General features: G+C 49.7%; 18 protein-coding genes. 11 read left to right on the forward strand and 7 right to left on the reverse strand.

Annotated elements, in window-relative coordinates; genetic code table 11:
* Positions 1 to 62: 62 nt before the first annotated feature.
* Complete coding sequence (trxB, locus tag A9B99_RS18165) at positions 63 to 1028, reverse strand: thioredoxin-disulfide reductase (protein ID WP_064599967.1); 966 nt, start codon at positions 1026 to 1028, stop codon at positions 63 to 65.
* A 490-nt stretch (positions 1029 to 1518) separates the two neighbouring features.
* On the opposite strand from trxB, the gene lrp reads away from it, so the two are divergent.
* The 5 genes from lrp (at position 1519) to serS (ending at position 9633) form a co-directional block, all read left to right on the forward strand.
* Positions 1519 to 2013, forward strand: coding sequence for a leucine-responsive transcriptional regulator Lrp (lrp, locus tag A9B99_RS18170; protein WP_000228469.1), 495 nt, complete (start codon positions 1519 to 1521; stop codon positions 2011 to 2013).
* Between the two features lie 118 nt (positions 2014 to 2131).
* Positions 2132 to 6130: a DNA translocase FtsK 4TM domain-containing protein gene (locus tag A9B99_RS18175; protein ID WP_064599969.1), complete on the forward strand. Its 3999-nt coding sequence runs from the start codon at positions 2132 to 2134 to the stop codon at positions 6128 to 6130.
* Between the two features lie 154 nt (positions 6131 to 6284).
* Positions 6285 to 6896: an outer membrane lipoprotein periplasmic chaperone LolA gene (gene lolA, locus A9B99_RS18180; protein WP_064599970.1), complete on the forward strand. Its 612-nt coding sequence runs from the start codon at positions 6285 to 6287 to the stop codon at positions 6894 to 6896.
* 7 nt (positions 6897 to 6903) lie between these two features.
* The gene (locus A9B99_RS18185; protein WP_064599971.1) at positions 6904 to 8247 is read left to right on the forward strand and encodes a replication-associated recombination protein A; all 1344 of its coding nucleotides are present in this window, start codon (positions 6904 to 6906) and stop codon (positions 8245 to 8247) included.
* Between the two features lie 93 nt (positions 8248 to 8340).
* The gene (gene serS / locus A9B99_RS18190; protein WP_064599972.1) at positions 8341 to 9633 is read left to right on the forward strand and encodes a serine--tRNA ligase; all 1293 of its coding nucleotides are present in this window, start codon (positions 8341 to 8343) and stop codon (positions 9631 to 9633) included.
* Between the two features lie 89 nt (positions 9634 to 9722).
* Here the strand turns inward: serS and A9B99_RS18195 are convergent, their stop codons facing one another.
* Complete coding sequence (locus tag A9B99_RS18195) at positions 9723 to 10247, reverse strand: GNAT family N-acetyltransferase (RefSeq protein ID WP_064599973.1); 525 nt, start codon at positions 10245 to 10247, stop codon at positions 9723 to 9725.
* Entirely contained in the window at positions 10247 to 10810 is a 564-nt protein-coding gene (locus A9B99_RS18200; protein ID WP_064599975.1) for a helix-turn-helix domain-containing protein, read from the reverse strand. Before A9B99_RS18200 ends, A9B99_RS18195 begins: the two co-directional genes overlap by 1 nt.
* A 396-nt stretch (positions 10811 to 11206) precedes the next feature.
* Between A9B99_RS18200 and A9B99_RS18205 the strand changes: the two genes are divergently transcribed.
* Positions 11207 to 12355, forward strand: a complete 1149-nt coding sequence (locus A9B99_RS18205; protein WP_064600273.1) for an MFS transporter — start codon at positions 11207 to 11209, stop codon at positions 12353 to 12355.
* A gap of 124 nt (positions 12356 to 12479) precedes the next feature.
* Here A9B99_RS18205 and pflA read toward each other — a convergent pair whose 3' ends face one another.
* The 4 genes from pflA to ycaO form a co-directional block, all read right to left on the reverse strand.
* On the reverse strand, positions 12480 to 13220 hold the full coding sequence (gene pflA, locus A9B99_RS18210) for a pyruvate formate lyase 1-activating protein (RefSeq protein WP_064599976.1): 741 nt from the start codon (positions 13218 to 13220) through the stop codon (positions 12480 to 12482).
* 278 nt (positions 13221 to 13498) lie between these two features.
* On the reverse strand, positions 13499 to 15781 hold the full coding sequence (gene pflB, locus A9B99_RS18215) for a formate C-acetyltransferase (protein ID WP_064599978.1): 2283 nt from the start codon (positions 15779 to 15781) through the stop codon (positions 13499 to 13501).
* A gap of 50 nt (positions 15782 to 15831) precedes the next feature.
* Positions 15832 to 16689, reverse strand: coding sequence for a formate transporter FocA (gene focA, locus A9B99_RS18220; RefSeq protein WP_036107749.1), 858 nt, complete (start codon positions 16687 to 16689; stop codon positions 15832 to 15834).
* A 393-nt stretch (positions 16690 to 17082) separates the two neighbouring features.
* Positions 17083 to 18852 (reverse strand): 30S ribosomal protein S12 methylthiotransferase accessory factor YcaO, encoded by a 1770-nt coding sequence (gene ycaO / locus A9B99_RS18225; protein ID WP_064600275.1) that lies wholly within the window; start codon positions 18850 to 18852, stop codon positions 17083 to 17085.
* 319 nt (positions 18853 to 19171) lie between these two features.
* On the opposite strand from ycaO, the gene serC reads away from it, so the two are divergent.
* The 5 genes from serC to ihfB all read left to right on the forward strand — a co-directional run bounded on the left by serC (position 19172) and on the right by ihfB (position 24648).
* Positions 19172 to 20260: a 3-phosphoserine/phosphohydroxythreonine transaminase gene (gene serC, locus A9B99_RS18230; protein ID WP_064599980.1), complete on the forward strand. Its 1089-nt coding sequence runs from the start codon at positions 19172 to 19174 to the stop codon at positions 20258 to 20260.
* Between the two features lie 85 nt (positions 20261 to 20345).
* Positions 20346 to 21629, forward strand: coding sequence for a 3-phosphoshikimate 1-carboxyvinyltransferase (aroA, locus tag A9B99_RS18235; RefSeq protein ID WP_064600277.1), 1284 nt, complete (start codon positions 20346 to 20348; stop codon positions 21627 to 21629).
* A gap of 162 nt (positions 21630 to 21791) precedes the next feature.
* Positions 21792 to 22475: a (d)CMP kinase gene (cmk, locus tag A9B99_RS18240; RefSeq protein ID WP_064599982.1), complete on the forward strand. Its 684-nt coding sequence runs from the start codon at positions 21792 to 21794 to the stop codon at positions 22473 to 22475.
* 130 nt (positions 22476 to 22605) lie between these two features.
* Positions 22606 to 24276, forward strand: coding sequence for a 30S ribosomal protein S1 (gene rpsA / locus A9B99_RS18245; RefSeq protein ID WP_036107757.1), 1671 nt, complete (start codon positions 22606 to 22608; stop codon positions 24274 to 24276).
* A gap of 87 nt (positions 24277 to 24363) precedes the next feature.
* On the forward strand, positions 24364 to 24648 hold the full coding sequence (gene ihfB, locus A9B99_RS18250) for an integration host factor subunit beta (protein ID WP_036107772.1): 285 nt from the start codon (positions 24364 to 24366) through the stop codon (positions 24646 to 24648).
* The last annotated feature ends 87 nt before the right edge of the window (positions 24649 to 24735 follow it).

The following is a 24735-nucleotide window of genomic DNA, read 5'->3' on the forward strand; positions in this document are numbered from 1 at the left end:
CAATGTTACAACGCGCAGAAAAGAAAGGCGACCTATTAAGTCGCCTTATGTGTTTGGATCAATTACTTTGTTTCAGACAAACCGTCCAAATACCGTTCTGCATCAAGTGCGGCCATGCAGCCAGTACCCGCGGAAGTGATAGCCTGGCGGTAGATATGGTCCATGACATCGCCAGCAGCAAAGACACCTGGGACGCTGGTTTGTGTTGCGTTGCCGTTAATCCCTGACTGCACTTTGATATAACCATTTTCCAGTTCAAGCTGGCCTGCAAAAATGGCGGTATTAGGCGAGTGACCAATTGCTACAAACAGACCCGCCACCTCGAGGTTTTCTGCTTCACCATCAGGGAGAGTGCTGGCAAGACGCAACCCGCTGACGCCCATTTGGTCGCCCGTCACTTCTTCAAGGGTACGGTTGGTATGCAGCACAATATTGCCGTTCGCCACTTTATCCATCAGGCGGTTAATCAGGATTTTTTCCGCACGGAATGTTTCGCGGCGGTGGATAAGATGTACTTCAGAAGCGATGTTAGACAGATACAGCGCTTCTTCAACTGCGGTATTACCCCCACCGATGACGGCAACTTTTTGATTGCGGTAAAAGAAACCATCACAAGTTGCGCAGGCGGAAACCCCCCGGCCTTTAAATGCTTCCTCTGAAGGCAGGCCAAGGTAACGGGCTGACGCGCCTGTAGCGATAATCAGCGCATCACAGGTGTATTCGCCGCTGTCACCAACCAGCAGAAAAGGCCGTTGAGATAAATCAACGCGGCTGATATGGTCGAAAATAATCTCAGTATTAAATTTGGCCGCATGCTCATGCATACGCTCCATCAACAGCGGACCTGTCAGGTCGTTCGGATCGCCCGGCCAGTTTTCGACTTCAGTTGTGGTCGTCAATTGACCACCTTTTTCCATTCCGGTAATTAACACCGGGTTCAGATTAGCGCGCGCAGCGTACACAGCGGCTGTGTAACCGGCGGGACCGGAGCCCAGAATAAGAAGTTTGCTATGTTTAGCCGTGCCCATGAGATCCCCATTGTTGTTGGCAGACAGTTGGGGAAAGATTGTAGGAAATTTGTCACGTTAAAAAAAGGGTGCAGCGAAGTTGTTAACGAAATGTCTAATAGATGAAACCTATGGATCGCGTGAAATCAGTTAAAATGAATAAATAACAGACAAAAAAACGGTGTCAGAAAGACACAAAGATGACGAATTATCACCTCTTGCAACTATAATCTGGCACGTTTCACTAAAAAATGATGTTTTACTTTGACAATACGCTGGGCTTTTGCGAAAACATTTGTTGAAGAAAAGCATACTTGTTATGTGGAATGTCTGTTCTGTATGAAAAGTGATGCATTTACCGTGCGATTGACATCCTCCCATGGTGTGGACAGACGCCATGTGGGATATCGATGGTGGCTTTCGGGCAAGCGGTCTTCTCAATCGTATCCTCGAACAGTGACGTAAAGGGGAAATGGCAGGAGTAGGGAAGGAATATAGAGAGACAATAATAATGGTAGATAGCAAGAAGCGCCCTGGTAAAGATCTCGACCGTATTGATCGTAACATTCTTAATGAATTGCAAAAGGATGGGCGTATTTCTAACGTCGAACTCTCTAAACGCGTGGGTCTTTCCCCAACGCCGTGTTTAGAACGTGTTCGCCGTCTGGAAAGACAGGGTTTTATACAGGGCTACACAGCGCTGCTTAATCCACATTATCTGGATGCATCACTTCTCGTTTTCGTTGAGATTACTCTGAATCGTGGTGCGCCGGATGTGTTTGAACAGTTCAATGCTGCTGTACAGAAACTTGAGGAAATTCAAGAGTGTCATCTGGTTTCAGGGGATTTTGACTATTTGTTGAAAACCCGTGTACCGGACATGTCTGCTTACCGTAAACTGCTGGGCGAAACCTTGCTGCGACTACCGGGTGTGAACGACACCCGTACTTATGTCGTTATGGAAGAAGTCAAGCAGAGTAATCGTCTGGTTATTAAAACCCGTTAACACCAGACAGGTGCAAAATCGGCTGAGTTTGATTACACTCCTGTTAATCCATACAGCAACCGTATCGGGGAACCGGTACGGTTGTCGATTTTAGCATAACCCCCCTGGAGAGTTTTTCTTGAGCCAGGAATACACTGAAGAAAAAGACGTTGTACTCACTTCCCTCAGTAGCGGAAGGCGTGCACTGGAAGCCATCCTGATTGTGGTGGCTCTGTTCGCTGTCTGGCTGATGGTGGCGTTGTTGAGCTTTAACCCCTCAGATCCAAGTTGGTCACAGACCGCATGGCATGAACCTATCCACAATTTATGTGGTAAACCCGGCGCATGGCTAGCGGATACGCTGTTTTTCATCTTTGGCATCATGGCGTACATCATTCCTGTCATTATTATCGGGGCATGCTGGTTTGCGTGGCGGCACCGTGTGCAGGAAGAACTCGTAGACTATTTCGCTGTTTCACTGCGGTTGATTGGTGTACTTGCGCTGGTTCTCACTTCATGTGGGCTGGCGGCAATAAATGCTGATGACATTTGGTATTTTGCCTCAGGCGGTGTGATAGGCAGTTTACTGAGTACCGCAATGATGCCGTTGCTCAACAGTAGTGGCGGAACACTGGCGCTGCTTTGTGTCTGGGCTGCAGGCCTGACGCTGTTTACTGGCTGGTCATGGGTCACAATTGCGGAAAAACTTGGTGCAGTTGTACTGGGTGTTTTAACCTTCGCCAGTAATCGTACGCGTCGGGATGATACCTGGCAGGATGACGACGAAGAGTATGACGATTATGAAGAACACGACGAATATGAAGAGGAACCACGCGAGCCAGTTAAGGCACAGCAAAGGGCATCACGCCGGGCGCGTATTCTTCGTGGTGCTTTAGCACGCAAACAACGGTTGAGTGAAAAATTTGCTAATCCGCTTGGTCGAAAAACAGACGAAGCGCTGTTTTCTGGCAAGAAGATGGACGATTCTGATTTTGACCCAACAATACCTGCTGCAGCTATGGCTGACGATGTGCTGTTTTCCGGTAACCGGGTAACTGATTCGGCAAATGAAGTCGTCGAGAATGACCCACTGCTGAGTGGTTACCGTATCACTCAGGAAAACGAATATCAGCACTATGCTCAGGCACGGCAAGGTGTGGATCAGGGCATGGTAAGTGCGCAACCAGGCGATGCCGGGCAACCGGATGTTCTGTTGCAGGATTATTACTCTGGTATGGCACCTGCAGCCGATGAGCCGCAGGGTACTCAGCCAGAATATGTGCAGCGGGCCAGCGCAGCTTATACTCCTGACCCTTACGCTGAGCCGGTGGGATCTGCACCAGCTCAGTATTCAACACCAGGCGGCTATGGTGAACCCTCCCAGTATCCAGGGGCTTCTGACTTACCTGTTGAGCCTGCGCCGTCCGCGCTGAGCCCTTATGCTGAAGAGCATTATAGTGATGCTGAACAGCCAGCTTACCCGCAAGAGTCTTATCCTGCTCCTGAACCGGATGGGGGCATAACAGGCACAGAATCAGGGTATAATCCGTACCACAGCCAGAATGCCGGTACTGAGCGCGACGAGTTGCCGCCAACGGAACCAGAGAACTCTGGAGAACACCAGGTGAACAACAAGGCTGTACGGCCACCTCTCTATTACTTCGAAGAAGTGGAAGCGAAGCGAGCAAAAGAGCGTGAGCAGTTAGCTGCATGGTATGAGCCCGTGCCTGATCCGGATCAACTGGCGGCACAAGCGCGTGCTCAGCAATCCTCTCCGGCATCAACGGGTCTGTCGCATACAGCGAATGGCCTTTCAGTTAGTGCAACTGCGGCAGCCGTTGCTGCTGGTGCAGCGCAGGGTGCTCACCATGGCGATTCCGCCGTGAATATAGCCCCACCGGTATTTGGTGTTGCCGGTGATGCTCCGCGTCCGCAGGTGAAAGAGGGTATTGGCCCACAATTGCCGCGGCCAAACCGTGTGCGTGTGCCTACCCGTCGTGAACTGGCTTCTTATGGCATTAAGCTACCTTCGCAGCGTGAAGCTGAAGCCCGTATGAAAGCGGAAGCGGCCCACCGTGAAGCACAACAACATTATGCTCAACAACACCAGGCAGGATCCTCGCCTGGTAATGAAGACGACGATGCGCAATATCAGTCTGAACTGGCGGCGCAATTTGCTGCTTCCCAACAGGCGCGTTTCGGCCAGCAATATGAGCATGACTATGCTGCTTCTGTGCCTGACGGGCAGGAAGAAGATGCAGAAGAACAGGCATTAGCAGCCCAGTTTGCAGCCACACAGCAAGCACGTTATGGGGAAGAGTATCAGCATGATTTCCATGCATCCTCTGCCCGCCATTCAGCTTCTGTAGATGATTTCCTGGCACCGGTCACACATCCGGTGGCTGAAGGGCCGTTTGAGCCGGTCTTTACGCCTGATGCGGCACAGGCTGCGGTTCCTTCTCGGCCCGTCGCCACTCCGGGGTACCAGCATGCGCATCCGGTTCAGTCGGTTAATTCCGCACCACAAACTGAGCAGCATGCACAGGCCGCACATCCGCATGGGCCTTCAGTAGCTCAATCATCACAACCGGGCCAGGACAGTCTGATTCATCCATTTCTGATGAGAAATGGCGACAGCCGCCCATTACAGCGCCCAACAACGCCACTGCCTTCACTGGATCTGCTAACCCCGCCGCCTTCAGAAGTGGAGCCGGTGGATACATTTGCGCTGGAACAGATGGCTCGTCTGGTGGAAGCGCGGCTGGCAGATTTCCGTATTAAAGCTGAAGTGGTTCATTACTCACCAGGGCCGGTAATTACCCGGTTCGAACTAAATCTTGCACCGGGAGTAAAAGCCGCCCGTATTTCTAACCTGTCACGCGACCTGGCCCGTTCACTGTCAACGGTTGCTGTACGTGTGGTAGAGGTTATTCCAGGTAAACCTTATGTTGGGCTGGAATTGCCGAATAAGAAGCGCCAGACCGTTTACCTGCGTGAAGTGCTGGACTGCCAGAAATTTCGTGAAAACCCATCACCACTGACGGTGGTTCTGGGGAAAGACATTGGTGGCGAACCTGTTATCGCTGATCTGGCTAAAATGCCTCACTTACTGGTTGCCGGTACTACTGGCTCAGGTAAATCAGTGGGTGTGAACGCCATGATCCTCAGCATGTTATATAAAGCGACACCAGAAGATGTGCGCTTTATTATGATTGACCCGAAAATGCTTGAGTTGTCGGTGTATGAAGGGATCCCACATTTGCTGACCGAAGTTGTCACCGATATGAAGGATGCCGCCAATGCGCTGCGCTGGAGTGTCAACGAGATGGAACGTCGTTACAAGTTGATGTCGGCACTGGGGGTGCGTAACCTTGCTGGCTACAACGAGCGTGTTCTGGAAGCTGAGAAAATGGGACGGCCAATTCCGGACCCATTCTGGAAACCTGGCGACAGTATGGATGTTACGCATCCGGTACTGGAGAAATTGCCGAACATCGTTGTACTGGTAGATGAGTTTGCGGACTTAATGATGTCTGTTGGCAAAAAAGTGGAAGAGCTTATCGCTCGCCTGGCGCAAAAGGCGCGTGCTGCAGGTATTCACCTTGTACTGGCAACCCAGCGCCCGTCAGTTGATGTCATTACCGGGCTGATTAAAGCAAACATCCCAACACGTATTGCGTTTACGGTATCCAGCAAGATTGATTCCCGGACCATTCTGGACCAGGGGGGAGCCGAATCTTTGCTGGGTATGGGGGATATGCTTTATTCCGGGCCCAATTCAACCCTGCCTGTACGTGTGCATGGTGCGTTTGTTCGGGATCAGGAAGTGCATGCAGTAGTTCAGGACTGGAAAGCGCGTGGCCGCCCGCAATATGTGGATGGTATTACTGCAGACAGCCAGTCTGAAGGTGGTGCAGGTGGTTTTGATGGTGGTGAAGAGCTCGATGCGTTGTTTGACCAGGCTGTTGCCTTTGTTGTTGAAAAACGTAAAGCTTCCATCTCTGGTGTTCAACGGCAGTTCCGTATTGGCTACAACCGGGCGGCGCGTATCATTGAGCAAATGGAAAACCAGGGCATTGTCAGTGAACAAGGCCATAATGGTAACCGCGAGGTACTGGCACCACCACCGTTTGAATAAGTTAACAAACCCCGGGAGCCGCTTTTGCGGCTCTTTTGCAAAGAAGCGTAAACAATTCAACTATCAGCTTTTTCTTCTGTTATTGCGACAGCTTTGCGGCCAGACTAGCCAGTTGAAAAACTTCACCTGGAATTGTGTTATTCGAGGATATGTAATGAAAAAGATCGCTATTGCCTGTGCGTTATTGTCAGTATTTACTGTCACTCAGGTGTGGGCGGATGCCGCTGGCTCGCTGAAGAGCCGTCTGGATAAAGTGAACAGTTTCCATGCCAGCTTCACACAAAAAGTGACTGATGGCAGCGGCAATGAAATTCAGGATGGGCAGGGGGAGCTGTGGGTTAAACGCCCTAATTTGTTCAACTGGCATATGATTCAGCCTGATGAAAGCGAACTTATCTCCGATGGTAAAACGCTTTGGTTTTATAACCCGTTCGTTGAGCAGGCCAGTGCCACATGGCTTAAAGATGCGACCAGCAACACCCCTTTTATGTTGATTGCCCGCAATCAGTCATCTGACTGGCAGAAATATAATGTTAAACAGCAAGGGGATGACTTTGTTCTGACCCCGAAAACCAGCAGTGGTAACCTTAAACAGTTTACAATTAATGTTAGCCAAAGCGGGACTATCCACCAGTTCAGTGCAGTTGAGCAGGATGATCAGCGTAGTGTTTACCAGCTCACCAACCAGCAAGATGGCGCGATAGATATGAGCAAGTTTACCTTTACGCCCCCGAAAGGAGTAACGGTGGACGATCAACGTCAGTGAGGCGGTTGTGAGTAATTTGCCACTCGATTTTTCCGACAATGTTTTCCAGCCTCTGGCCGCGCGTATGCGGCCAGAAAATCTTGCGCAGTATATTGGCCAGCAGCACTTGTTAGGGCCGGGTAAACCGTTACCTAAAGCGATTGAAGCGGGCCAGTTGCATTCGATGATCCTTTGGGGGCCGCCCGGAACAGGAAAAACGACACTGGCAGAAGTCATTGGTCGGTATGCCAACGCCAATGTCGAACGCATTTCCGCTGTTACCTCTGGTGTAAAAGAAATTCGCGAAGCCATAGAACGTGCAAGGCAAAACCGCCATGCGGGCCACCGTACTATCCTGTTTGTTGATGAAGTTCACCGCTTTAACAAAAGCCAGCAGGATGCATTCCTCCCTCATATTGAAGATGGCACGGTAACCTTTATTGGCGCGACAACGGAAAACCCCTCTTTTGAGTTAAATTCCGCACTGCTTTCCCGGGCCAGAGTGTATTTATTAAAATCGCTGACGGCCGACGATATTGAGCAGGTACTGTTACAGGCCATGAATGACAGTGAGCGGGGCTATGGCGGTCAAAATCTCGTATTACCCGATGATACACGTCAGGCAATTGCTGATCTGGTGAATGGTGATGCGCGTCGTGCGTTAAATACCCTGGAGATGTTGGCGGATATGGCACAAACCGATGCCAGCGGTAAACGCATTCTGTCAGCAAGTTTGTTACGCGAAGTGGCCGGTGAACGTAGTGCCCGTTTTGATAACAAAGGTGATCGTTTCTACGACTTGATTTCTGCTCTGCACAAGTCTGTCCGGGGTTCTGCGCCTGATGCCGCGCTGTACTGGTATGCGCGCATTATTTCAGCAGGCGGTGACCCGCTGTATGTTGCACGCCGTTGCCTGGCTATTGCCTCTGAAGATGTTGGTAATGCCGACCCGCGAGCCATGCAGGTAGCGATTTCAGCGTGGGACTGTTTTACCCGGGTAGGCCCTGCTGAAGGTGAACGGGCAATTGCCCAGGCGATTGTTTACCTGGCGTGTGCGCCGAAAAGTAATGCGGTTTATACGGCGTTTAAGGCAGCAATGCATGATGCCCGGGAACAACCTGATTATGACGTACCGGTACATTTGCGTAATGCGCCAACCCGGTTAATGAAAGAAATGGGGTATGGTGAAGAGTACCGCTACGCACACGACGAAACAAACGCTTATGCGGCTGGCGAAAACTATTTCCCACCAGAAATGGCACAAACGCGCTATTATCACCCTACCAACCGTGGGCTTGAAGGCAAAATTGGCGAAAAGCTCGCCTGGCTTGCTGAACAGGACAAAAATAGCCCTATAAAACGCTACCGCTAATGCTGGCGTTGCGGTAAGGTTATCAACACTGCCCGTGATGCGTTTCACGGGTTTTTTTCTCAAATTCAATTCGATAAAAAGCACAGGATAAGCATGCTCGATCCCAATCTGCTGCGTAATGAGCCAGACGCAGTCGCTGAAAAACTGGCACGCCGGGGCTTTAAGCTGGATGTTGATAAGCTGCGTGCGCTTGAAGAGCGCCGTAAAGTCTTGCAGGTAGAAACTGAAAATCTGCAGGCAGAACGTAACGCACGATCGAAATCCATCGGCCAGGCGAAAGCGCGTGGGGAAGATATTGAGCCATTACGCCAGGAAGTGAACAAGCTTGGTGAGGCACTGGATAAAGCCAAAGTTGAGTTGGAAACACTATTGGCAGAAATTCGTGAATACGCGCTGACTATGCCTAACCTGCCCGATGATTGTGTTCCTCAGGGTAAGGACGAGAACGACAATGTGGAAGTGTTCCGTTGGGGCGAGCCACGTCAGTTTGATTTTGAAATTCGTGATCACGTTAGTTTAGGTGAGGCGCTGGGTGGTCTGGATTTCGCTGCGGCGGTAAAACTGACCGGGTCACGTTTTGTGGTCATGAAAGGGCAGATTGCCCGTATGCACCGTGCTCTGAGCCAGTTCATGCTTGATCTGCATACAGAGCAGCACGGTTATAGCGAAAATTATGTCCCATATCTGGTTAACCATGACACGCTTTATGGGACCGGGCAACTGCCAAAGTTTGCCGGTGACTTATTCCATACACGTCCGCTGGAAGAAGAAGCAGACAGCAGTAATTACGCACTGATCCCGACAGCCGAAGTGCCGTTGACTAATCTGGCGCGTGATGAAATTCTGGATGAAGAGTCCCTGCCTTTGAAAATGACGGCACACACGCCGTGTTTCCGTTCGGAGGCTGGCTCTTATGGTCGTGATACGCGTGGCCTGATCCGTATGCACCAGTTTGATAAAGTCGAAATGGTACAGATTGTTCGCCCGGAAGATTCGATGGATGCACTGGAAGAAATGACAGGCCATGCAGAGAAAGTTCTGCAACTGTTAGGTTTACCTTACCGGAAGATGTTGTTGTGTTCCGGGGATATGGGCTTCAGTGCCTGTAAGACTTATGATCTCGAAGTCTGGATCCCGGCACAGAATACCTACCGTGAAATTTCTTCCTGCTCTAACGTATGGGATTTCCAGGCGCGGCGTATGCAGGCTCGTTGCCGCAGCAAGACAGAGAAAAAACCACGCCTGGTACATACGCTGAATGGTTCTGGTCTGGCTGTTGGCCGGGCGCTGGTGGCTGTGCTGGAAAACTACCAGCAGGCAGATGGGCGTATTCAGGTACCCGAAGTATTACGCCCTTATATGCGTGGCCTGGAATATATCGGCTAATCAAGTCTGCACTCTGTGTTGATGCCAGACACAGTAAAAAAGCGCCTGCGGGCGCTTTTTTTATGGTAAGCGTAGCTGTTAGCAGGGCATTACAACGTGCAGTACATCCAGGTTGTTGAATGGGTGTGTTTGCCATCTGTGTCCAGTGCGAACCCCGGTGTCATTCCGGCAACCTCAAAACCGACTGACCGGTAAAGCGCTTCACCGGCATCACCGGTGCGGGTGTCCAGCGTCATCAGCGTTTTTCCCTGCTCCCGCGCATATTCCATGATGTGTTGCATCATTGCACGCCCCATACCGCAACGCCGGGCCTCAGGGTGCACAATCATTTTGGCGACTTCACACCGATGTGGCTGGTTGGGCGGCATGTGGGTAATCAACTGAACGGTTCCCAGCAGGTTGCCATCCAGCAAAGCGGCAAAGAGCACCCGCTCACCTGATTCAATATCAGGCTTTACATTTTCAATCCAGAATCGGCGTGCATCCTGCTGGTTGAATGGGTTGATAAAACTGATGGATGCACCTTGTGCCACGCTCTCAACCAGAAGGGAGATCAGTGATTCAAGGTGCTGTTCAAGCCCCGAACCATCAAGCTGTAATAAGGTGATTGTCACTACATGCTCCTTTTCGTCATGGCGATAATGTAACGTGCTGGTTGATTGTGTGTTTTAAATTGTGAACCGCCATACAGGCGATAGCGGAGACAGTCGCCTTCGCGCAGTTGATGTAGGGTATTTTCAATCGTCAGTTCCAGTGAACCTGATAACATCACCAGGTGATGCTCATGGCCTGCAAAGGCCGGGTGAGCATAATTAATGCAGTGGTTTGCCTGCAGGTTACCTTCAATGATTTCCACGCTGAGTTCACCACCTGGTGGTGAAACAATACGGCGCAGAAAACCATTGGCAGTATCTTCCCAGGTGGTTTGGCAGGCATGGCGAATCAGTGGCGTAAAATTCTGCTCCAGGGGGGCAAGCAGTTGCGATATGGGCAGGGAGTAGGTACTGGCAAGTCGCCCCAGTGTATCCGCTGTTGGGCTGACTTCCCCATTTTCAATACGTGACAAGCTTGCGCGGCTGACACCGCACTGGTCAGATAATTGTTGTAGTGTTAAACCGCGCGCGATACGCAAGTTTCGCAGAGATGTCGCCAGTGTTTGTACTGAGGTGTTATTCATGATTTTTATCTCTATATCTCTTATTTGAGAAAATATCTCTTAAATGGGATTTTTGCAACGAAAAAGTTAACATCAGTGGCTGTATTCCATCGCTTCGGGTATAAACGGCGGCGGTTGTTTGCTTGCGCAGAACCTGCTCTGGAATGGGTAAAATCGAGGAAGAAGCAAGGTAAATTATTCCATGAAATTTTTGATATTATCCGTTCTGTTAATTTCTTTTTTATTAAAATAAAACAGTGTGTTATGTGTAAATAAAAAAACTTACCATGAGGTTATCATAAGAAATCTGAATTAATGGATTATTCTTGTACACCTGCTGTTAGCAGTGATATTGACTTTGTTTTTTTCAGTGGCATGATGCGCTCACTTTGTGGCCTCCCTCACGGTTTTACTTTAATGCGTACCTATTCTCGCCCAGTGCAATTATTGCTCTGTGGGCTACTTTTGTTGACTCTGGCGATTGCTGTTCTGAACACACTTGTTCCGCTTTGGCTTGCCCATGAGCAATTGCCTGTCTGGCAAGTGGGAATCGTCAGTTCATCCTATTTTTCCGGGAATTTACTGGGTACGGTGCTGGCCGGATGGTTGATTAAACGCCTGGGGTTTAACCGCAGCTACTATCTTGCCGCAATTATTTTCGCGATTGGCAGTGCAGGTCTCGGTCTCACAGTCGGTTTTTGGTCATGGTCTGTATGGCGCTTTATCGCTGGCATTGGTTGTGCACTGCTGTGGGTGGTCGTTGAAAGTGCACTGATGTGCAGTGGGACTTCGGCTAATCGTGGCCGACTGCTGGCGGCATACATGATGGTGTATTACGTGGGAACCGTCATTGGGCAGCTACTGGTCAGTAAAGTGGATACGGCGCTGATCAGTGTTCTGCCGTGGGCAGTGGCACTTGTCATGTCAGGAATATTACCGCTACTTTTTACCCGCATTACGGCGATGGAAAATATTAATCACCAGGCCACGCCAGTATTTAGCATGTTACGGCTGCGCCAGGCTCGCCTTGGTGTAAACGGCTGCGTTATTTCTGGAGTGGTACTTGGTTCGTTGTATGGCTTAATGCCGTTGTGGCTGAATCACCAGAATTATACCGATGCACAAACGGGTTTTTGGATGGCTCTGATGGTGAGTGCCGGTATTGTAGGGCAGTGGCCGGTTGGGCGCCTGGCGGACCGATATGGGCGTTTGCTGGTCCTGCGTGTGCAGGTGTTTATCGTTATTATTGCCTGTGTCGCCATGTTGTCTCAGGCTGCACTGGCTCCTGCTCTGTTTATCCTTGGCGCTGCCGGGTTCACACTATACCCGGTTGCGATGGCCTGGGCGTGTGAGCGTGTTGGTCCACACCAGTTGGTTTCAATGAATCAGGCTCTGTTGCTTAGTTATACCGTTGGCAGCCTGCTGGGGCCCGCGTTAACGGCTACGCTGATGCAACGTTACTCCGACAGCCTGCTGTTTATTACTATTGGCTCTGTGGCGTTCATCTACTTGCTGATGTTGTTGCGTAAGGCCGGAGAACATCCAACCCCTGTTGCACATGCATGAGTAGCCCTCACGACAAAAAGCCTCTGCATTGCAGAGGCTTTTGTGCTACACCCACCGGAGCGATTCCGGTGCTGGCTTAAAAGGGTGTTATCTGTATTTGTGAATAATGCGCGCGAATACAGACTCAGTACATCACTTTATGCCCGTACTGCTCCAGAATCCCTTTCACACGCTCCATGGTTTCTTTCTTGGGTGGTTTGATGCCATCAAGCTTATATTCTTCACCCATTGCCACCCATTTGTGTTTGCCTAACTCGTGGTAGGGCAGGAGTTCAATTTTTTCTACATTGCCCATATCGCGGGTGAACTCCCCCAGACGGTGAGCAGAGTCATCATCGTCTGACCAGCCAGGAACCACAACATAGCGAATCCAGGTGTTAATCTTGCGTTTGGCAAGATAACGGGCGAATTCCATTGTCCGCTGGTTAGAGACACCGACCAGATTTTGGTGAATATCGTCATTGATTTGCTTCAAATCGAGCATGACGAGATCCGTAACATCTAACAGTTCATCAATCACTGGATCGTAACGCCTTACAAAGCCATTGGTATCCAGACAGGTGTGAATACCTTCTTTCCGGCAAGCACGGAACCAGTCGCGCACAAACTCTGCCTGAAGGATTGCTTCGCCGCCAGATGCAGTGACACCACCGCCTGAAGCATTCATAAAATGGCGATAAGTGACGGCTTCTTTCATTAAGTCGTCAACGGTGACTTCTTTACCGCCGTGGGTATCCCAGGTATCACGGTTATGGCAGTAAAGGCAGCGCATCAGGCAGCCCTGGAAAAAGGTGATAAAGCGAATGCCCGGGCCGTCGACCGTACCGCAGGATTCAAAGGAGTGAATGCGACCAATTACTGACATTGCGATGTATTCTCCCGTTCGGGCCTGAAATGTTCAGGCGCGTTTAGCGTGGTCAATCTGTAGACGCCACGTCGAGTCTGTTTTGCGAGATGGCCTTAAGCAGAGTCAGCTTGCAAAACGGGCTCACAGAGGAGGTGCGGTTTATAAGAAAGGCCCCACCAGAGTGGAGCCTTTATTTTATACCCTTCATCTTCCAGGTTGTAGTACCGCCGTTACTTTATCCTTCCCGGCATTACCGGGAAGGGGAGCGTCCAGGCTGGAAGGCGAAGCCTCAGCCATTACATGGACTGGGTGAAGGTACGGGTGATAACGTCCTGCTGCTGTTCTTTAGTCAGAGAGTTAAAGCGTACAGCGTAACCAGAAACACGGATGGTCAGTTGCGGATATTTTTCCGGATTTTCCATCGCATCAAGCAGCATTTCACGGTTCATAACGTTAACGTTGAGGTGCTGGCCACCTTCAACAGACGCTTCATGATGGAAGTAACCGTCCATCAGGCCTGCGAGGTTAGTTTTACGCACTTCATCGTCTTTACCCAGAGCATTCGGAACGATAGAGAAGGTATAAGAGATACCATCTTTCGCGTAAGCGAACGGCAGTTTAGCAACGGAGGTCAGAGAGGCAACTGCACCTTTCTGGTCACGGCCGTGCATTGGGTTAGCGCCAGGACCGAACGGAGCGCCTGCACGACGGCCATCCGGAGTGTTACCCGTTTTCTTACCATAAACAACGTTAGAAGTGATGGTAAGGATAGACTGAGTCGGAATAGCGTTGCGGTAGGTATTCAGTTTCTGAATTTTCTTCATGAAACGTTCAACCAGGTCAACAGCCATGTCATCAACACGCGGGTCGTTGTTACCGAACTGCGGGTATTCACCTTCGATTTCGAAGTCAACAGCCAGACCGTCTTCGTCACGGATAGGTTTAACTTTGGCGTATTTGATTGCAGACAGGGAGTCAGCTGCAACAGACAGACCAGCGATACCACAAGCCATGGTGCGGATAACATCACGGTCATGCAGAGCCATCAGAGAGGCTTCGTAGCTGTATTTGTCATGCATGTAGTGGATTACGTTCAAAGCGGTGACATACTGTTTTGCCAGCCAGTCCATGAAGTGATCCATACGATCCATAACTTCGTCGAAGTTCAGAACGTCGCCTTTCAGCGGTTCAGTTTTCGGACCAACCTGCATTTTCAGTTTTTCATCAACGCCGCCATTGATGGTATACAGCAGCGTTTTAGCCAGGTTAGCACGAGCACCGAAGAACTGCATTTGTTTACCAACGATCATCGGGCTTACGCAGCAAGCGATAGCGTAATCATCGTTGTCAAAGTCAGGACGCATCAGATCATCGTTTTCGTACTGAACAGAAGACGTGTCGATGGAAACTTTTGCAGCGAATTTTTTGAAGTTCAGTGGCAGTTTTTCAGACCACAGAATGGTCATGTTCGGTTCCGGAGACGGCCCCATGGTGTACAGGGTGTTCAGGAAACGGAAGCTGGTTTTGGTAACCAGAGTACGGCCATCAAGACCCATACCACCCAGAGATTCAGTTGCCCAAATCGGGTCACCAGAGAACAGTTCATCATATTCAGGAGTACGCAGGAAACGAACCATACGCAGTTTCATCACCAGGTGGTCGATGATTTCCTGTGCTTCTTGTTCGTTCAGGCGGCCAGCTTTGATATCACGTTCGATGTAGATATCCAGGAAAGAGGACACACGACCGAAGGACATTGCAGCACCGTTCTGTGATTTAACGGCAGCCAGGTAGCCGAAGTAGGTCCACTGTGCAGCTTCACGAGCGTTTGCAGCCGGAACAGAGATATCGCAACCATATTTGGCTGCCATTTCTTTGATTTGGCCCAGGGCGCGATGCTGTTCAGCGATTTCTTCACGCAGACGAATGGTTGCTTCCAGGTCTTCGCCGTTTTCCAGTTTGGATTGCAGAGAAGTGAACTGAGCAAATTTGTCTTTCATCAGGTAGTCGATACCGTAAACGGCGATACGACGGTAGTCACCAATGATACGACCACGACCATAAGCATCAGGCAGACCAGTCAGGATGCCTGCTTTACGGCAACGCAGGATGTCCGGAGTGTAAACATCGAACACGCCCTGGTTGTGAGTTTTACGGTATTCAGTGAAGATTTGTTTCAGGCGAGGATCCAACTGGCGGTCATACGCTTTGCAGGAGTTCTCGATCATTTTGATGCCGCCGAACGGAATCAGACCACGTTTCAGCGGAGCGTCAGTTTGCAGGCCAACAATTTTTTCCAGGCTTTTGTTGATGTAACCAGCATCGTGAGAAGTGATAGTGGAAGCTACGTTGGTATCAAAATCAACAGGCGCATGAGTGCTGTTCTCGATTTTGATACCTTCCATGACTTTGTCCCACAGCGCGGTAGTCGCGTCAGTCGCACCGGCCAGGAACGCTTCGTCACCTTCATACGGGGTGTAGTTTTTCTGGATGAAGTCACGTAAGTTAACTTCATTCTGCCAGTCACCTTTTGCAAAACCTTCCCAGGCTGTGGCTAATTTTTCATTAAGCTCGGACATGTAACACCTACCTTCTAATGTGGATTTCTTATTTACTGCTTAGCATTGACTTAATGCTTGTCGCCGCCACGCAGGTAAATTACCCAGTACGTCAATCCAACTAACAAGCCACCGCCAATAATGTTACCTATTGTTACCGGGATAAGATTATCAGTGATGAAATGCATCACAGTCAGATGAGGAAATTGTTCCGGAGTCAGGCCAACAGCAGACCAGAATTCCGGGCTGGCAAAGTTACGAACCACGATTCCCATCGGGATCATGAACATATTTGCAATACTGTGCTCGAAGCCGCTTGCGACGAACATCGCTACCGGTAATACCATAATGAACGCTTTATCCATCAGGCTACGACCAGAATAGCTCATCCAGACAGCCAGACAGACCATCAGGTTTGCCAGGATGCCAAGGCAAACAGCCTCAACAAAAGTGTGATGTAATTTATGGTCCGCAGTCTGGAGTACATTTAACCCCCAGGCACCATTCGCGGTCATATATTCACCGGACAGCCACATCAGCAATACAAAGAGTAGTGCACCAACGAGGTTACCGACATAAACATTTAACCAGTTACGGGCCAGTTGACCCCAGGTGATGCGCCCACTTGCCTTGGCTACAACAATCAACACGGTTGAAGTAAACAGATCTGCGCCGCAAATGACACACAGAATAAGCCCCAGTGAGAAGCACACCCCGCCTATCAATTTTGCAACACCGAACGGCATACCAGCAGTACCGGTGGTTGCGGTTATATAAAAGACAAACGCAATTGAGATAAATACACCCGCAGTAATCGCTAAATAGAAAGTCGTTAGCGGATGCTTAGTTGCTTTATAAACACCTGCGTCTTCGGCAACTTTTGCCATGGCAGGTGGTAGTAAAAGATCAAAAGGGTTGTCAGCTTTCACACTAACTCTCTCTTAATTAATTCGGCGAGATGATACTAACAAAGCATTATAGAGTAGAATTTGATATGGATCATAACCCGCCAGTGTAATAGACCCGAAAACCACATGGATTCTTGCGGAAAACGGCATAATATTATGAATTTAATAGGAAAAATATTTTTTAAATTTTACAAATAGTTTTGAATTTTCTTTTTAATCCCCCTGGTTGGCGTTAAAGAATCTGCCATAAATAAGTCAGATTAGTTACATATTATTCTGTGAAAATATATTTTGGTTACTCGGCATTAACCAATGTGCTACATATTAATGGGGATTAGCACAATAAAAAAGCGGGGCAAAAAAGTTGCCCCGTAATATAGCCTTTCATTATCGCTGCGCCTACAGGCAAAAGCATTATTTATCCTGCTCACTCCACCAATGCTGTTTGGCTTTTTGTAGCTTTTGATAGGCTGCCAGTAATGACTGATGCGCAGGCAAGGCTTCCAGGTTTGTATCTATAACAGGCAGGCCGTAGAAGGCTGACTCGCCTGTTAATGCCGCCTGAGCATCAGCCAACGCTTTTGCACCGTACATGCGAGTAAAGGCTGACTGGTATTGCGCCGGGTCACGCTCTTCTTCATGTGCAAGCAACAATAATGTCTGCAGGCAACGGTAGTAGTTAGCGCGCTCTGCACTGAATATGGATGCGTTGAATTCCATGGTCCATTCAGTCCAGATTAATGCCTGCTCCAGAGAGCCACCGGCCAGTGCCAGCATTGCTTTCAGCTCACCAATACGCAGGGTATACCAGCCATTTTGATTGCCGGTCGCCAGGCCTAACAACTCACGCACACGGGTGAAATCGTCCAGACCTTCGTCGTCGAGTTGCTCAATCAGGGCCAGATATTCTTCTGGTTGCAGTTTGCTGCCAGGTAACGCCATGATAGTTTCCCGTAAATGGCTGCCCATATTGTTGTTCGCCAGCCACAAATCTTCAGCCGGGTAGATATCAGACATCCCCGGAACCAAAATACGGCACCCATAAACCCCAAGGTGTTCATAATCGGCGATATAGACCTCTTTGCCTTCAGTCTGGAAGATAGCCATCAAGGTGGCGAATTCTTCGTCGGTGCTGCCTTTAAATGACCAGTCGACGAAAGGATAATCAGCGTCATCTTTAAACAGATCCCAGGAAATTAAGCCGCTGGAATCAATGAAGTGGGTTTCCAGATTGGCGTGCTCACCGACTTCTTCATCATCAAATGTTGGTGGGGTGAAAACATCGAGGTCTTTCAGGCTGCGGCCCTGGAGTAATTCAGTCACTGTACGTTCCAGTGCGACACCAAAGTCAGGATGTGCGCCGAATGAGGCAAAACAGGTGCCGTTGGCCGGGTTAAACAGTACCACACAGATGACCGGGTATTTTCCACCCAGCGAGCCATCATAGGCAAAGATAGGGAAACCTTCCGCTTCCAGTTTGGCAATGGCTTCCACCACGCCCGGATAGCGAGCCATTACATCATCAGGGATAGCTGGCAGGCTAATAGATTCAGCAATGATACGGTTTTTGATATGCCGTTCAAATACTTCGGATAAAGCCTGAACTCGCGCTTCATACCGGGTGTTCCCCGCAGACATCCCATTGGAAACATACAGGTTACCAACAATGTTCATTGGGATATAAATCGTCTGGTCGTCGGACTGACGGGTAAATGGCAGGGCACAGATACCACGTTTGGAATTGCCCGATTGCAGGTCAACAAGCTGGCTGGCAGTCAGGGCCTGATCCGGGTCGTAAAAGGCACGCAGGTGGGCATCGAGGATCCCTTCAGGTAATTCATCATCATCTGGCAGAGGAAACCATTTCTCGTTGGGGTAATGGACGAAAGGCCCATTAGCGATGGTGTCACCTAACCAGAAATCGGCAAAAAAGTAGTTGGTGGAAAGGCGTTCAAAATATTCCCCCAGCGCAGAAGCGAGAGCCGCCTTGCGAGTTGCACCTTTCCCATTGGTAAAGCACAGCGCACAGTCTTTGTCGCGAATATGTACAGACCACACATGGGGAACAGGATTTAACCATGAGGCTTCTTCAATATTGAACCCCAGTTTGGTCAATTGTTGCTGGAAGCGGGAGATGGAGTCTTCCAGAGCGGCATCTTTGCCGGGAATATAAGTTTGAGTCATGGTGTCCACTTTGTTCGTACGAAAAGGGCGCAATGATACGTTTTTTCCTTTTCGCGTGCTACGAATATGCCACAGCGCAAGGAAATCATCTTGAGTATGAACACAAAAAATTTACTCATCTATAACATGCTGATTGCGTCACAGGTGTGACAAATAAAAAGATAAAATTATCAGTCTGAGCGTATTTCCCCGAGTAATCTGCCGACCAGTGCTGGTCTGATGTTATCTGGCCTGCAGGAATAACCATTGCAGCAATGTCATGTGAGTGATAAAACCGAAGTCACAGGAAAAAACGATTGCTTTTATGTGGTGAGGGGAAATGACTCAGGTCTATAACTTTAGTTCTGGCCCGGCAATGTTGCCGGTAGATGTACTTCGTCATGCACAACAAGAGTTGTGCGACTGGCAAGGGCTCGGCACGTCAGTAATGGAAGTCAGCCATCGCGGTAAACCATTTATTCAGGTGGCTGAAGAAGCAGAGAAGGATTTTCGCGACTTGTTGCAAATTCCCTCCAACTATAAGGTCCTCTTCTGTCATGGCGGTGGTCGTGGTCAATTTGCAGGTGTGCCGCTCAACATTCTTGGTGATAAATCCACTGCGGATTATGTTGATGGTGGCTACTGGGCCAGTAGCGCAGTAAAAGAAGCCAAAAAATACCTCACTCCCAATGTGATTGATGCAAAAGTCACGGTTGACGGCAAACGTGCGATTATCCCAATGCGTGACTGGCAACCGTCCGACAACGCAGCCTACCTGCATTATTGCCCAAATGAAACCATCGATGGTATTGCCATTGATGAAACGCCAGATTTTGGCCCGGATGTTGTGGTTGCGGCCGATTTCTCTTCAACCATTTTATCCCGACCCATTGATGTCAGCCGTTATGGCGTTATCTATGCCGGTGCGCAGAAAAATATCGGCCCGGCAGGCCTGACTCTGGTAGTGGTACGTGAAGACTTGCTGGGTAAAGCCAGTAAAGCCTGCCCGTCTATTCTGGATTATTCCGTTCTGAACGAAAATGACTCCATGTTTAACACGCCGCCTACTTTCGCCTGGTACCTTGCCGGGCTGGTATTCAAATGGCTGAAAGAGCAGGGTGGCGTTGCCGCAATGGATAAAGTGAATCAGCAGAAAGCTGACTTACTCTACGGCGTGATTGATAACAGCGATTTTTACCGCAATGATGTCGCTGCTTCAAACCGTTCTCGTATGAATATTCCGTTCCAATTGGCGGATAGTAAACTGGATGCTTTGTTCCTTGAAGAGTCTTTCGCTGCAGGGTTGCATGCCTTGAAAGGCCACCGTGTAGTAGGGGGCATGCGCGCTTCTATTTACAATGCTATGCCACTGACGGGCGTGCAGGCACTGACTGATTTTATGGTGGATTTTGAACGTCGCCACGGTTAATCATGGTGTTTAATTCCTTGCCCCGTACCGTCTGGTACGGGGTTTCTGTTTATTTTTGTTTTTTGTTGAGAGCTTTACCTCCATGCTGGAATCCCTGACGTTACAACCCATCGCTCGGGTAGACGGAACCATTAACCTGCCAGGTTCTAAAAGTGTCTCTAACCGGGCACTGTTGCTGGCTGCTCTGGCGCAAGGTACTACGGCGCTGGCAAATCTGCTGGACAGCGATGATGTACGCCATATGCTCAATGCGCTTAGCGCGCTGGGTGTGCAATATAAGTTGTCTGCTGATCGTACCCATTGTGAAGTGACTGGTTTGGGCGGGCCGCTGACATCGGCCGGAGCCCTCGAGCTTTTTCTGGGAAATGCAGGTACAGCGATGCGCCCATTAGCAGCGGCATTGTGCCTTGGCTGCAATAACATTGTGCTGACAGGCGAACCACGCATGAAAGAGCGCCCGATTGGGCACCTGGTCGATGCCCTGCGCCAGGGCGGAGCCAAAATTTCGTACCTGGAGCAGGAAAATTACCCACCGTTGCACATTCAGGGGGGCTTTTCTGGTGGCCAGGTGGAAGTGGATGGCAGTGTTTCAAGCCAGTTCCTTACTGCGTTATTGATGGCCGCGCCACTGGCTGCTCAGGATACCGTCATCACTATCAAGGGTGAGCTGGTTTCTAAGCCTTATATTGATATTACGCTGAACCTGATGCAGACCTTTGGTGTGAGGGTCGAAAATCAGCAATATCAAACGTTTGTTATTCATGGTGGGCAAACTTACCAGTCTCCGGGTAAATATCTGGTCGAAGGGGATGCATCTTCAGCATCTTATTTCCTTGCTGCTGCTGCCATTAAAGGTGGAACCGTCAAAGTTACCGGTATTGGCCGCAACAGTGTTCAGGGAGATATCCGGTTTGCGGATGTGCTGGAAAAAATGGGTGCTGAAATAACCTGGGGCGATGATTTTATTGCCTGTACCCGCCGTGAACTGCATGCCATCGATATGGACATGAACCATATTCCCGATGCCGCGATGACGATTGCGACTGCCGCTTTATTCGCGCAGGGCACCACCACGCTGCGCAATATTTACAACTGGCGTGTCAAAGAAACAGATCGCCTCACGGCCATGGCGACAGAGTTACGTAAAGTGGGCGCTGAAGTGGAAGAAGGGCATGATTTTATTTCAATCACCCCACCAGCCCAACTGACCTTCGCGGAAATTGGGACATACAATGATCACCGTATGGCAATGTGTTTCTCTCTGGTTGCGATGTCTGATACGCCTGTGACTATCCTTGACCCGAAATGTACGGCAAAAACCTTCCCTGATTACTTCGAACGCCTCGCCAGCATCAGCGAATTAGCCTGATAATAAATATGTGCTGCCAAAGTGGCGGCACATACTTCTTCTGGCAGGTCCATTCTCAAAAAACGCGTTATTTTCTCCTGAGGGTAACAGTCTGCGGCGATGCGGCGTATAATGCGCGGCGTTTATGCTAACGGCCTGTCACTCGTTACGAAGGAGAATACTATGACGCCACACGTTCCCGTAATTACCATTGATGGCCCAAGTGGCGCGGGTAAAGGAACTCTGTGTAAAGCGATGGCTGAAGCATTGCAATGGCATTTACTGGATTCCGGTGCGATTTACCGTGTCCTCGCACTGGCCGCGTTACATCATCATGTCGATACTTCCAGTGAAGAAGCGCTGGTTCCGCTGGCTGCGCATCTGGATGTGCGCTTTCTTTCTGTCAACGGCAACCTCGAAGTGGTGCTGGAAGGCGAAGATGTCAGTGGTGAGATTCGTACCCAGGAAGTTGCCAGTGCCGCCTCCCAGGTTGCCGCTTTCCCTCGTGTGCGCGAAGCATTATTGCGCCGCCAGCGTGCGTTTCGTGAAGCACCAGGCCTGATTGCGGATGGTAGGGATATGGGAACAGTGGTATTTCCTGACGCACCTGTTAAAATTTTCCTTGATGCTTCATCGGAAGAACGTGCTTTGCGCCGTATGCGGCAGTTGCAGGATAAGGGCTTTAGTGTTAACTTTGAACGCCTTTTGGCCGAGATAAAAGAACGCGATGACCGTGATCGCAACCGGCCTGTAGCTCCTTTGGTACCGGCTCAGGATGCATTATTACTGGATTCAACCCAGATGAGCATCGAGCAAGTGATTGAAAAGGCGCTGGAATATGCACGTGAAAAACTGGGGAGTGTGTAAACTTCCTGTTTTTGCGCAAGCATCAGAATTGTAGTACCTGCGGCAATGGAGTGTTCGCGGGCATGTTAAACAACCCCATCCGGCACGGAGCCAGGTGGACGTTAAATAGAAGATCCTGAAGATTATCAACATGACTGAATCTTTTGCTCAACTCTTTGAAGAGTCCCTGAAAGAAATCGAAACCCGCCCGGGTTCCATCGTTCGCGGCGTTGTTGTTGCCATCGACAAAGACGTAGTACTGGTTGACGCCGGTCTGAAATCTGAGTCTGCCATTCCGGCTGAGCAGTTCAAAAATGCCCAGGGCGAACTTGAAATCCAGGTTGGTGACGAAGTCGACGTTGCTCTGGATGCAGTAGAAGACGGCTTCGGCGAAACCCAACTGTCTCGTGAAAAAGCAAAACGTCACGAAGCATGGCTGATGCTGGAAAAAGCATACGAAGAAGCTGCCACTGTTACTGGCGTTATCAATGGCAAAGTCAAGGGCGGCTTCACTGTTGAGCTGAACGGTATTCGTGCGTTCCTGCCAGGTTCACTGGTTGACGTACGTCCGGTTCGCGACACGCTGCACCTCGAAGGCAAAGAGCTTGAATTCAAAGTGATCAAGCTGGATCAGAAACGCAACAACGTTGTTGTTTCTCGTCGTGCCGTTATCGAATCTGAAAACAGCGCTGAACGTGATCAACTGCTGGAAAACCTGCAGGAAGGCATGGAAGTTAAAGGTATCGTTAAGAACCTCACTGACTACGGTGCATTCGTTGATCTGGGCGGTGTAGATGGTCTGCTGCACATCACTGATATGGCATGGAAACGCGTTAAGCATCCGAGCGAAATCGTGAATGTTGGCGATGAAATCACTGTTAAAGTTCTTAAATTCGACCGTGAACGTACCCGTGTTTCTCTGGGTCTGAAACAACTGGGCGAAGATCCGTGGGTTGCTATCGCTAAACGTTATCCGGAAGGTACTAAACTGACCGGTCGTGTAACCAACCTGACTGACTACGGCTGCTTCGTAGAAATCGAAGAAGGCGTTGAAGGTCTGGTACACGTTTCTGAAATGGACTGGACTAACAAAAACATCCATCCGTCTAAAGTTGTTAACGTTGGTGATGTTGTTGAAGTTATGGTTCTGGATATCGATGAAGAACGTCGTCGTATCTCCCTGGGCCTGAAACAGTGCAAAGCTAACCCGTGGCAGCAGTTCGCAGAAACCCACAACAAAGGCGATCGCGTTGAAGGTAAAATCAAGTCTATCACTGACTTTGGTATCTTCATCGGCCTGGACGGTGGCATCGACGGTCTGGTTCACCTGTCTGACATCTCCTGGAACGTTGCAGGCGAAGAAGCTGTACGTGAGTACAAAAAAGGTGACGAAATCGCCGCTGTTGTTCTGCAGGTTGACGCAGAACGTGAACGTATCTCCCTGGGTGTGAAACAACTGGCTGAAGATCCGTTCAACAACTACGTTGCTGTGAACAAGAAAGGCGCTATCGTGACTGGTAAAGTCACTGCAGTTGACGCAAAAGGTGCTACAGTTGAATTAGCTGATGGCGTTGAAGGCTATCTGCGTGCTTCTGAAGCTTCCCGTGACCGCGTTGAAGATGCTACTCTGGTTCTGAACGTTGGTGATGACGTTGAAGCGAAGTTCACTGGCGTTGACCGCAAAAACCGCGTAGTAAGCCTGTCTGTTCGTGCGAAAGACGAAGCTGACGAGAAAGATGCAATTGCTTCTGTTAACAAACAAGAAGACGGCAATTTCTCTAACGCAATGGCTGAAGCGTTCAAAGCAGCTAAAGGCGAGTAATCGTCCATACTGCTTAATCAGGGCGGCTTCGGCCGCCCTTGTTCAATGTAGCTGTAAACATTTTTCCTGATGGAAACCGGAGGAAACATGACCAAGTCAGAATTGATAGAAAGACTTGCCGGCCAGCAATCTCATATTCCAGCCAAGGCTGTAGAAGATGCGGTTAAAGAAATGCTGGAACATATGGCTTCTACCCTCGCGCAGGGGGAGCGTATTGAAATCCGGGGGTTTGGCAGCTTCTCATTGCATTACCGCGCACCACGCACCGGGCGTAATCCTAAAACTGGCGATAAAGTGGATCTGGAAGGGAAATATGTTCCCCACTTCAAACCAGGCAAAGAGCTACGTGACCGCGCCAATATTTATGGCTGATTTGCCTCACTGGCTTAATTAGTTTGCATAAGCGGCACCTCAGGGTGCCGTTTGTTTTATCTGTCTGTTACCGTCATTGCTTCTGTC

Origin of the sequence: Mangrovibacter phragmitis, from assembly GCF_001655675.1 — a bacterium.
Classification (GTDB): Bacteria; Pseudomonadota; Gammaproteobacteria; order Enterobacterales; family Enterobacteriaceae; genus Mangrovibacter; species Mangrovibacter phragmitis.

Coding starts and splice junctions, on each gene's coding strand:
- trxB (WP_064599967.1), bottom strand. CDS start 1,028: ATGGGCACGGCTAAACATAGCAAACTTCTTATTCTGGGCTCCGGTCCC.
- lrp (WP_000228469.1), top strand. CDS start 1,519: ATGGTAGATAGCAAGAAGCGCCCTGGTAAAGATCTCGACCGTATTGAT.
- lolA (WP_064599970.1), top strand. CDS start 6,285: ATGAAAAAGATCGCTATTGCCTGTGCGTTATTGTCAGTATTTACTGTC.
- serS (WP_064599972.1), top strand. CDS start 8,341: ATGCTCGATCCCAATCTGCTGCGTAATGAGCCAGACGCAGTCGCTGAA.
- A9B99_RS18200 (WP_064599975.1), bottom strand. CDS start 10,810: ATGAATAACACCTCAGTACAAACACTGGCGACATCTCTGCGAAACTTG.
- A9B99_RS18205 (WP_064600273.1), top strand. CDS start 11,207: ATGCGTACCTATTCTCGCCCAGTGCAATTATTGCTCTGTGGGCTACTT.
- pflA (WP_064599976.1), bottom strand. CDS start 13,220: ATGTCAGTAATTGGTCGCATTCACTCCTTTGAATCCTGCGGTACGGTC.
- pflB (WP_064599978.1), bottom strand. CDS start 15,781: ATGTCCGAGCTTAATGAAAAATTAGCCACAGCCTGGGAAGGTTTTGCA.
- ycaO (WP_064600275.1), bottom strand. CDS start 18,852: ATGACTCAAACTTATATTCCCGGCAAAGATGCCGCTCTGGAAGACTCC.
- serC (WP_064599980.1), top strand. CDS start 19,172: ATGACTCAGGTCTATAACTTTAGTTCTGGCCCGGCAATGTTGCCGGTA.
- cmk (WP_064599982.1), top strand. CDS start 21,792: ATGACGCCACACGTTCCCGTAATTACCATTGATGGCCCAAGTGGCGCG.
- rpsA (WP_036107757.1), top strand. CDS start 22,606: ATGACTGAATCTTTTGCTCAACTCTTTGAAGAGTCCCTGAAAGAAATC.
- ihfB (WP_036107772.1), top strand. CDS start 24,364: ATGACCAAGTCAGAATTGATAGAAAGACTTGCCGGCCAGCAATCTCAT.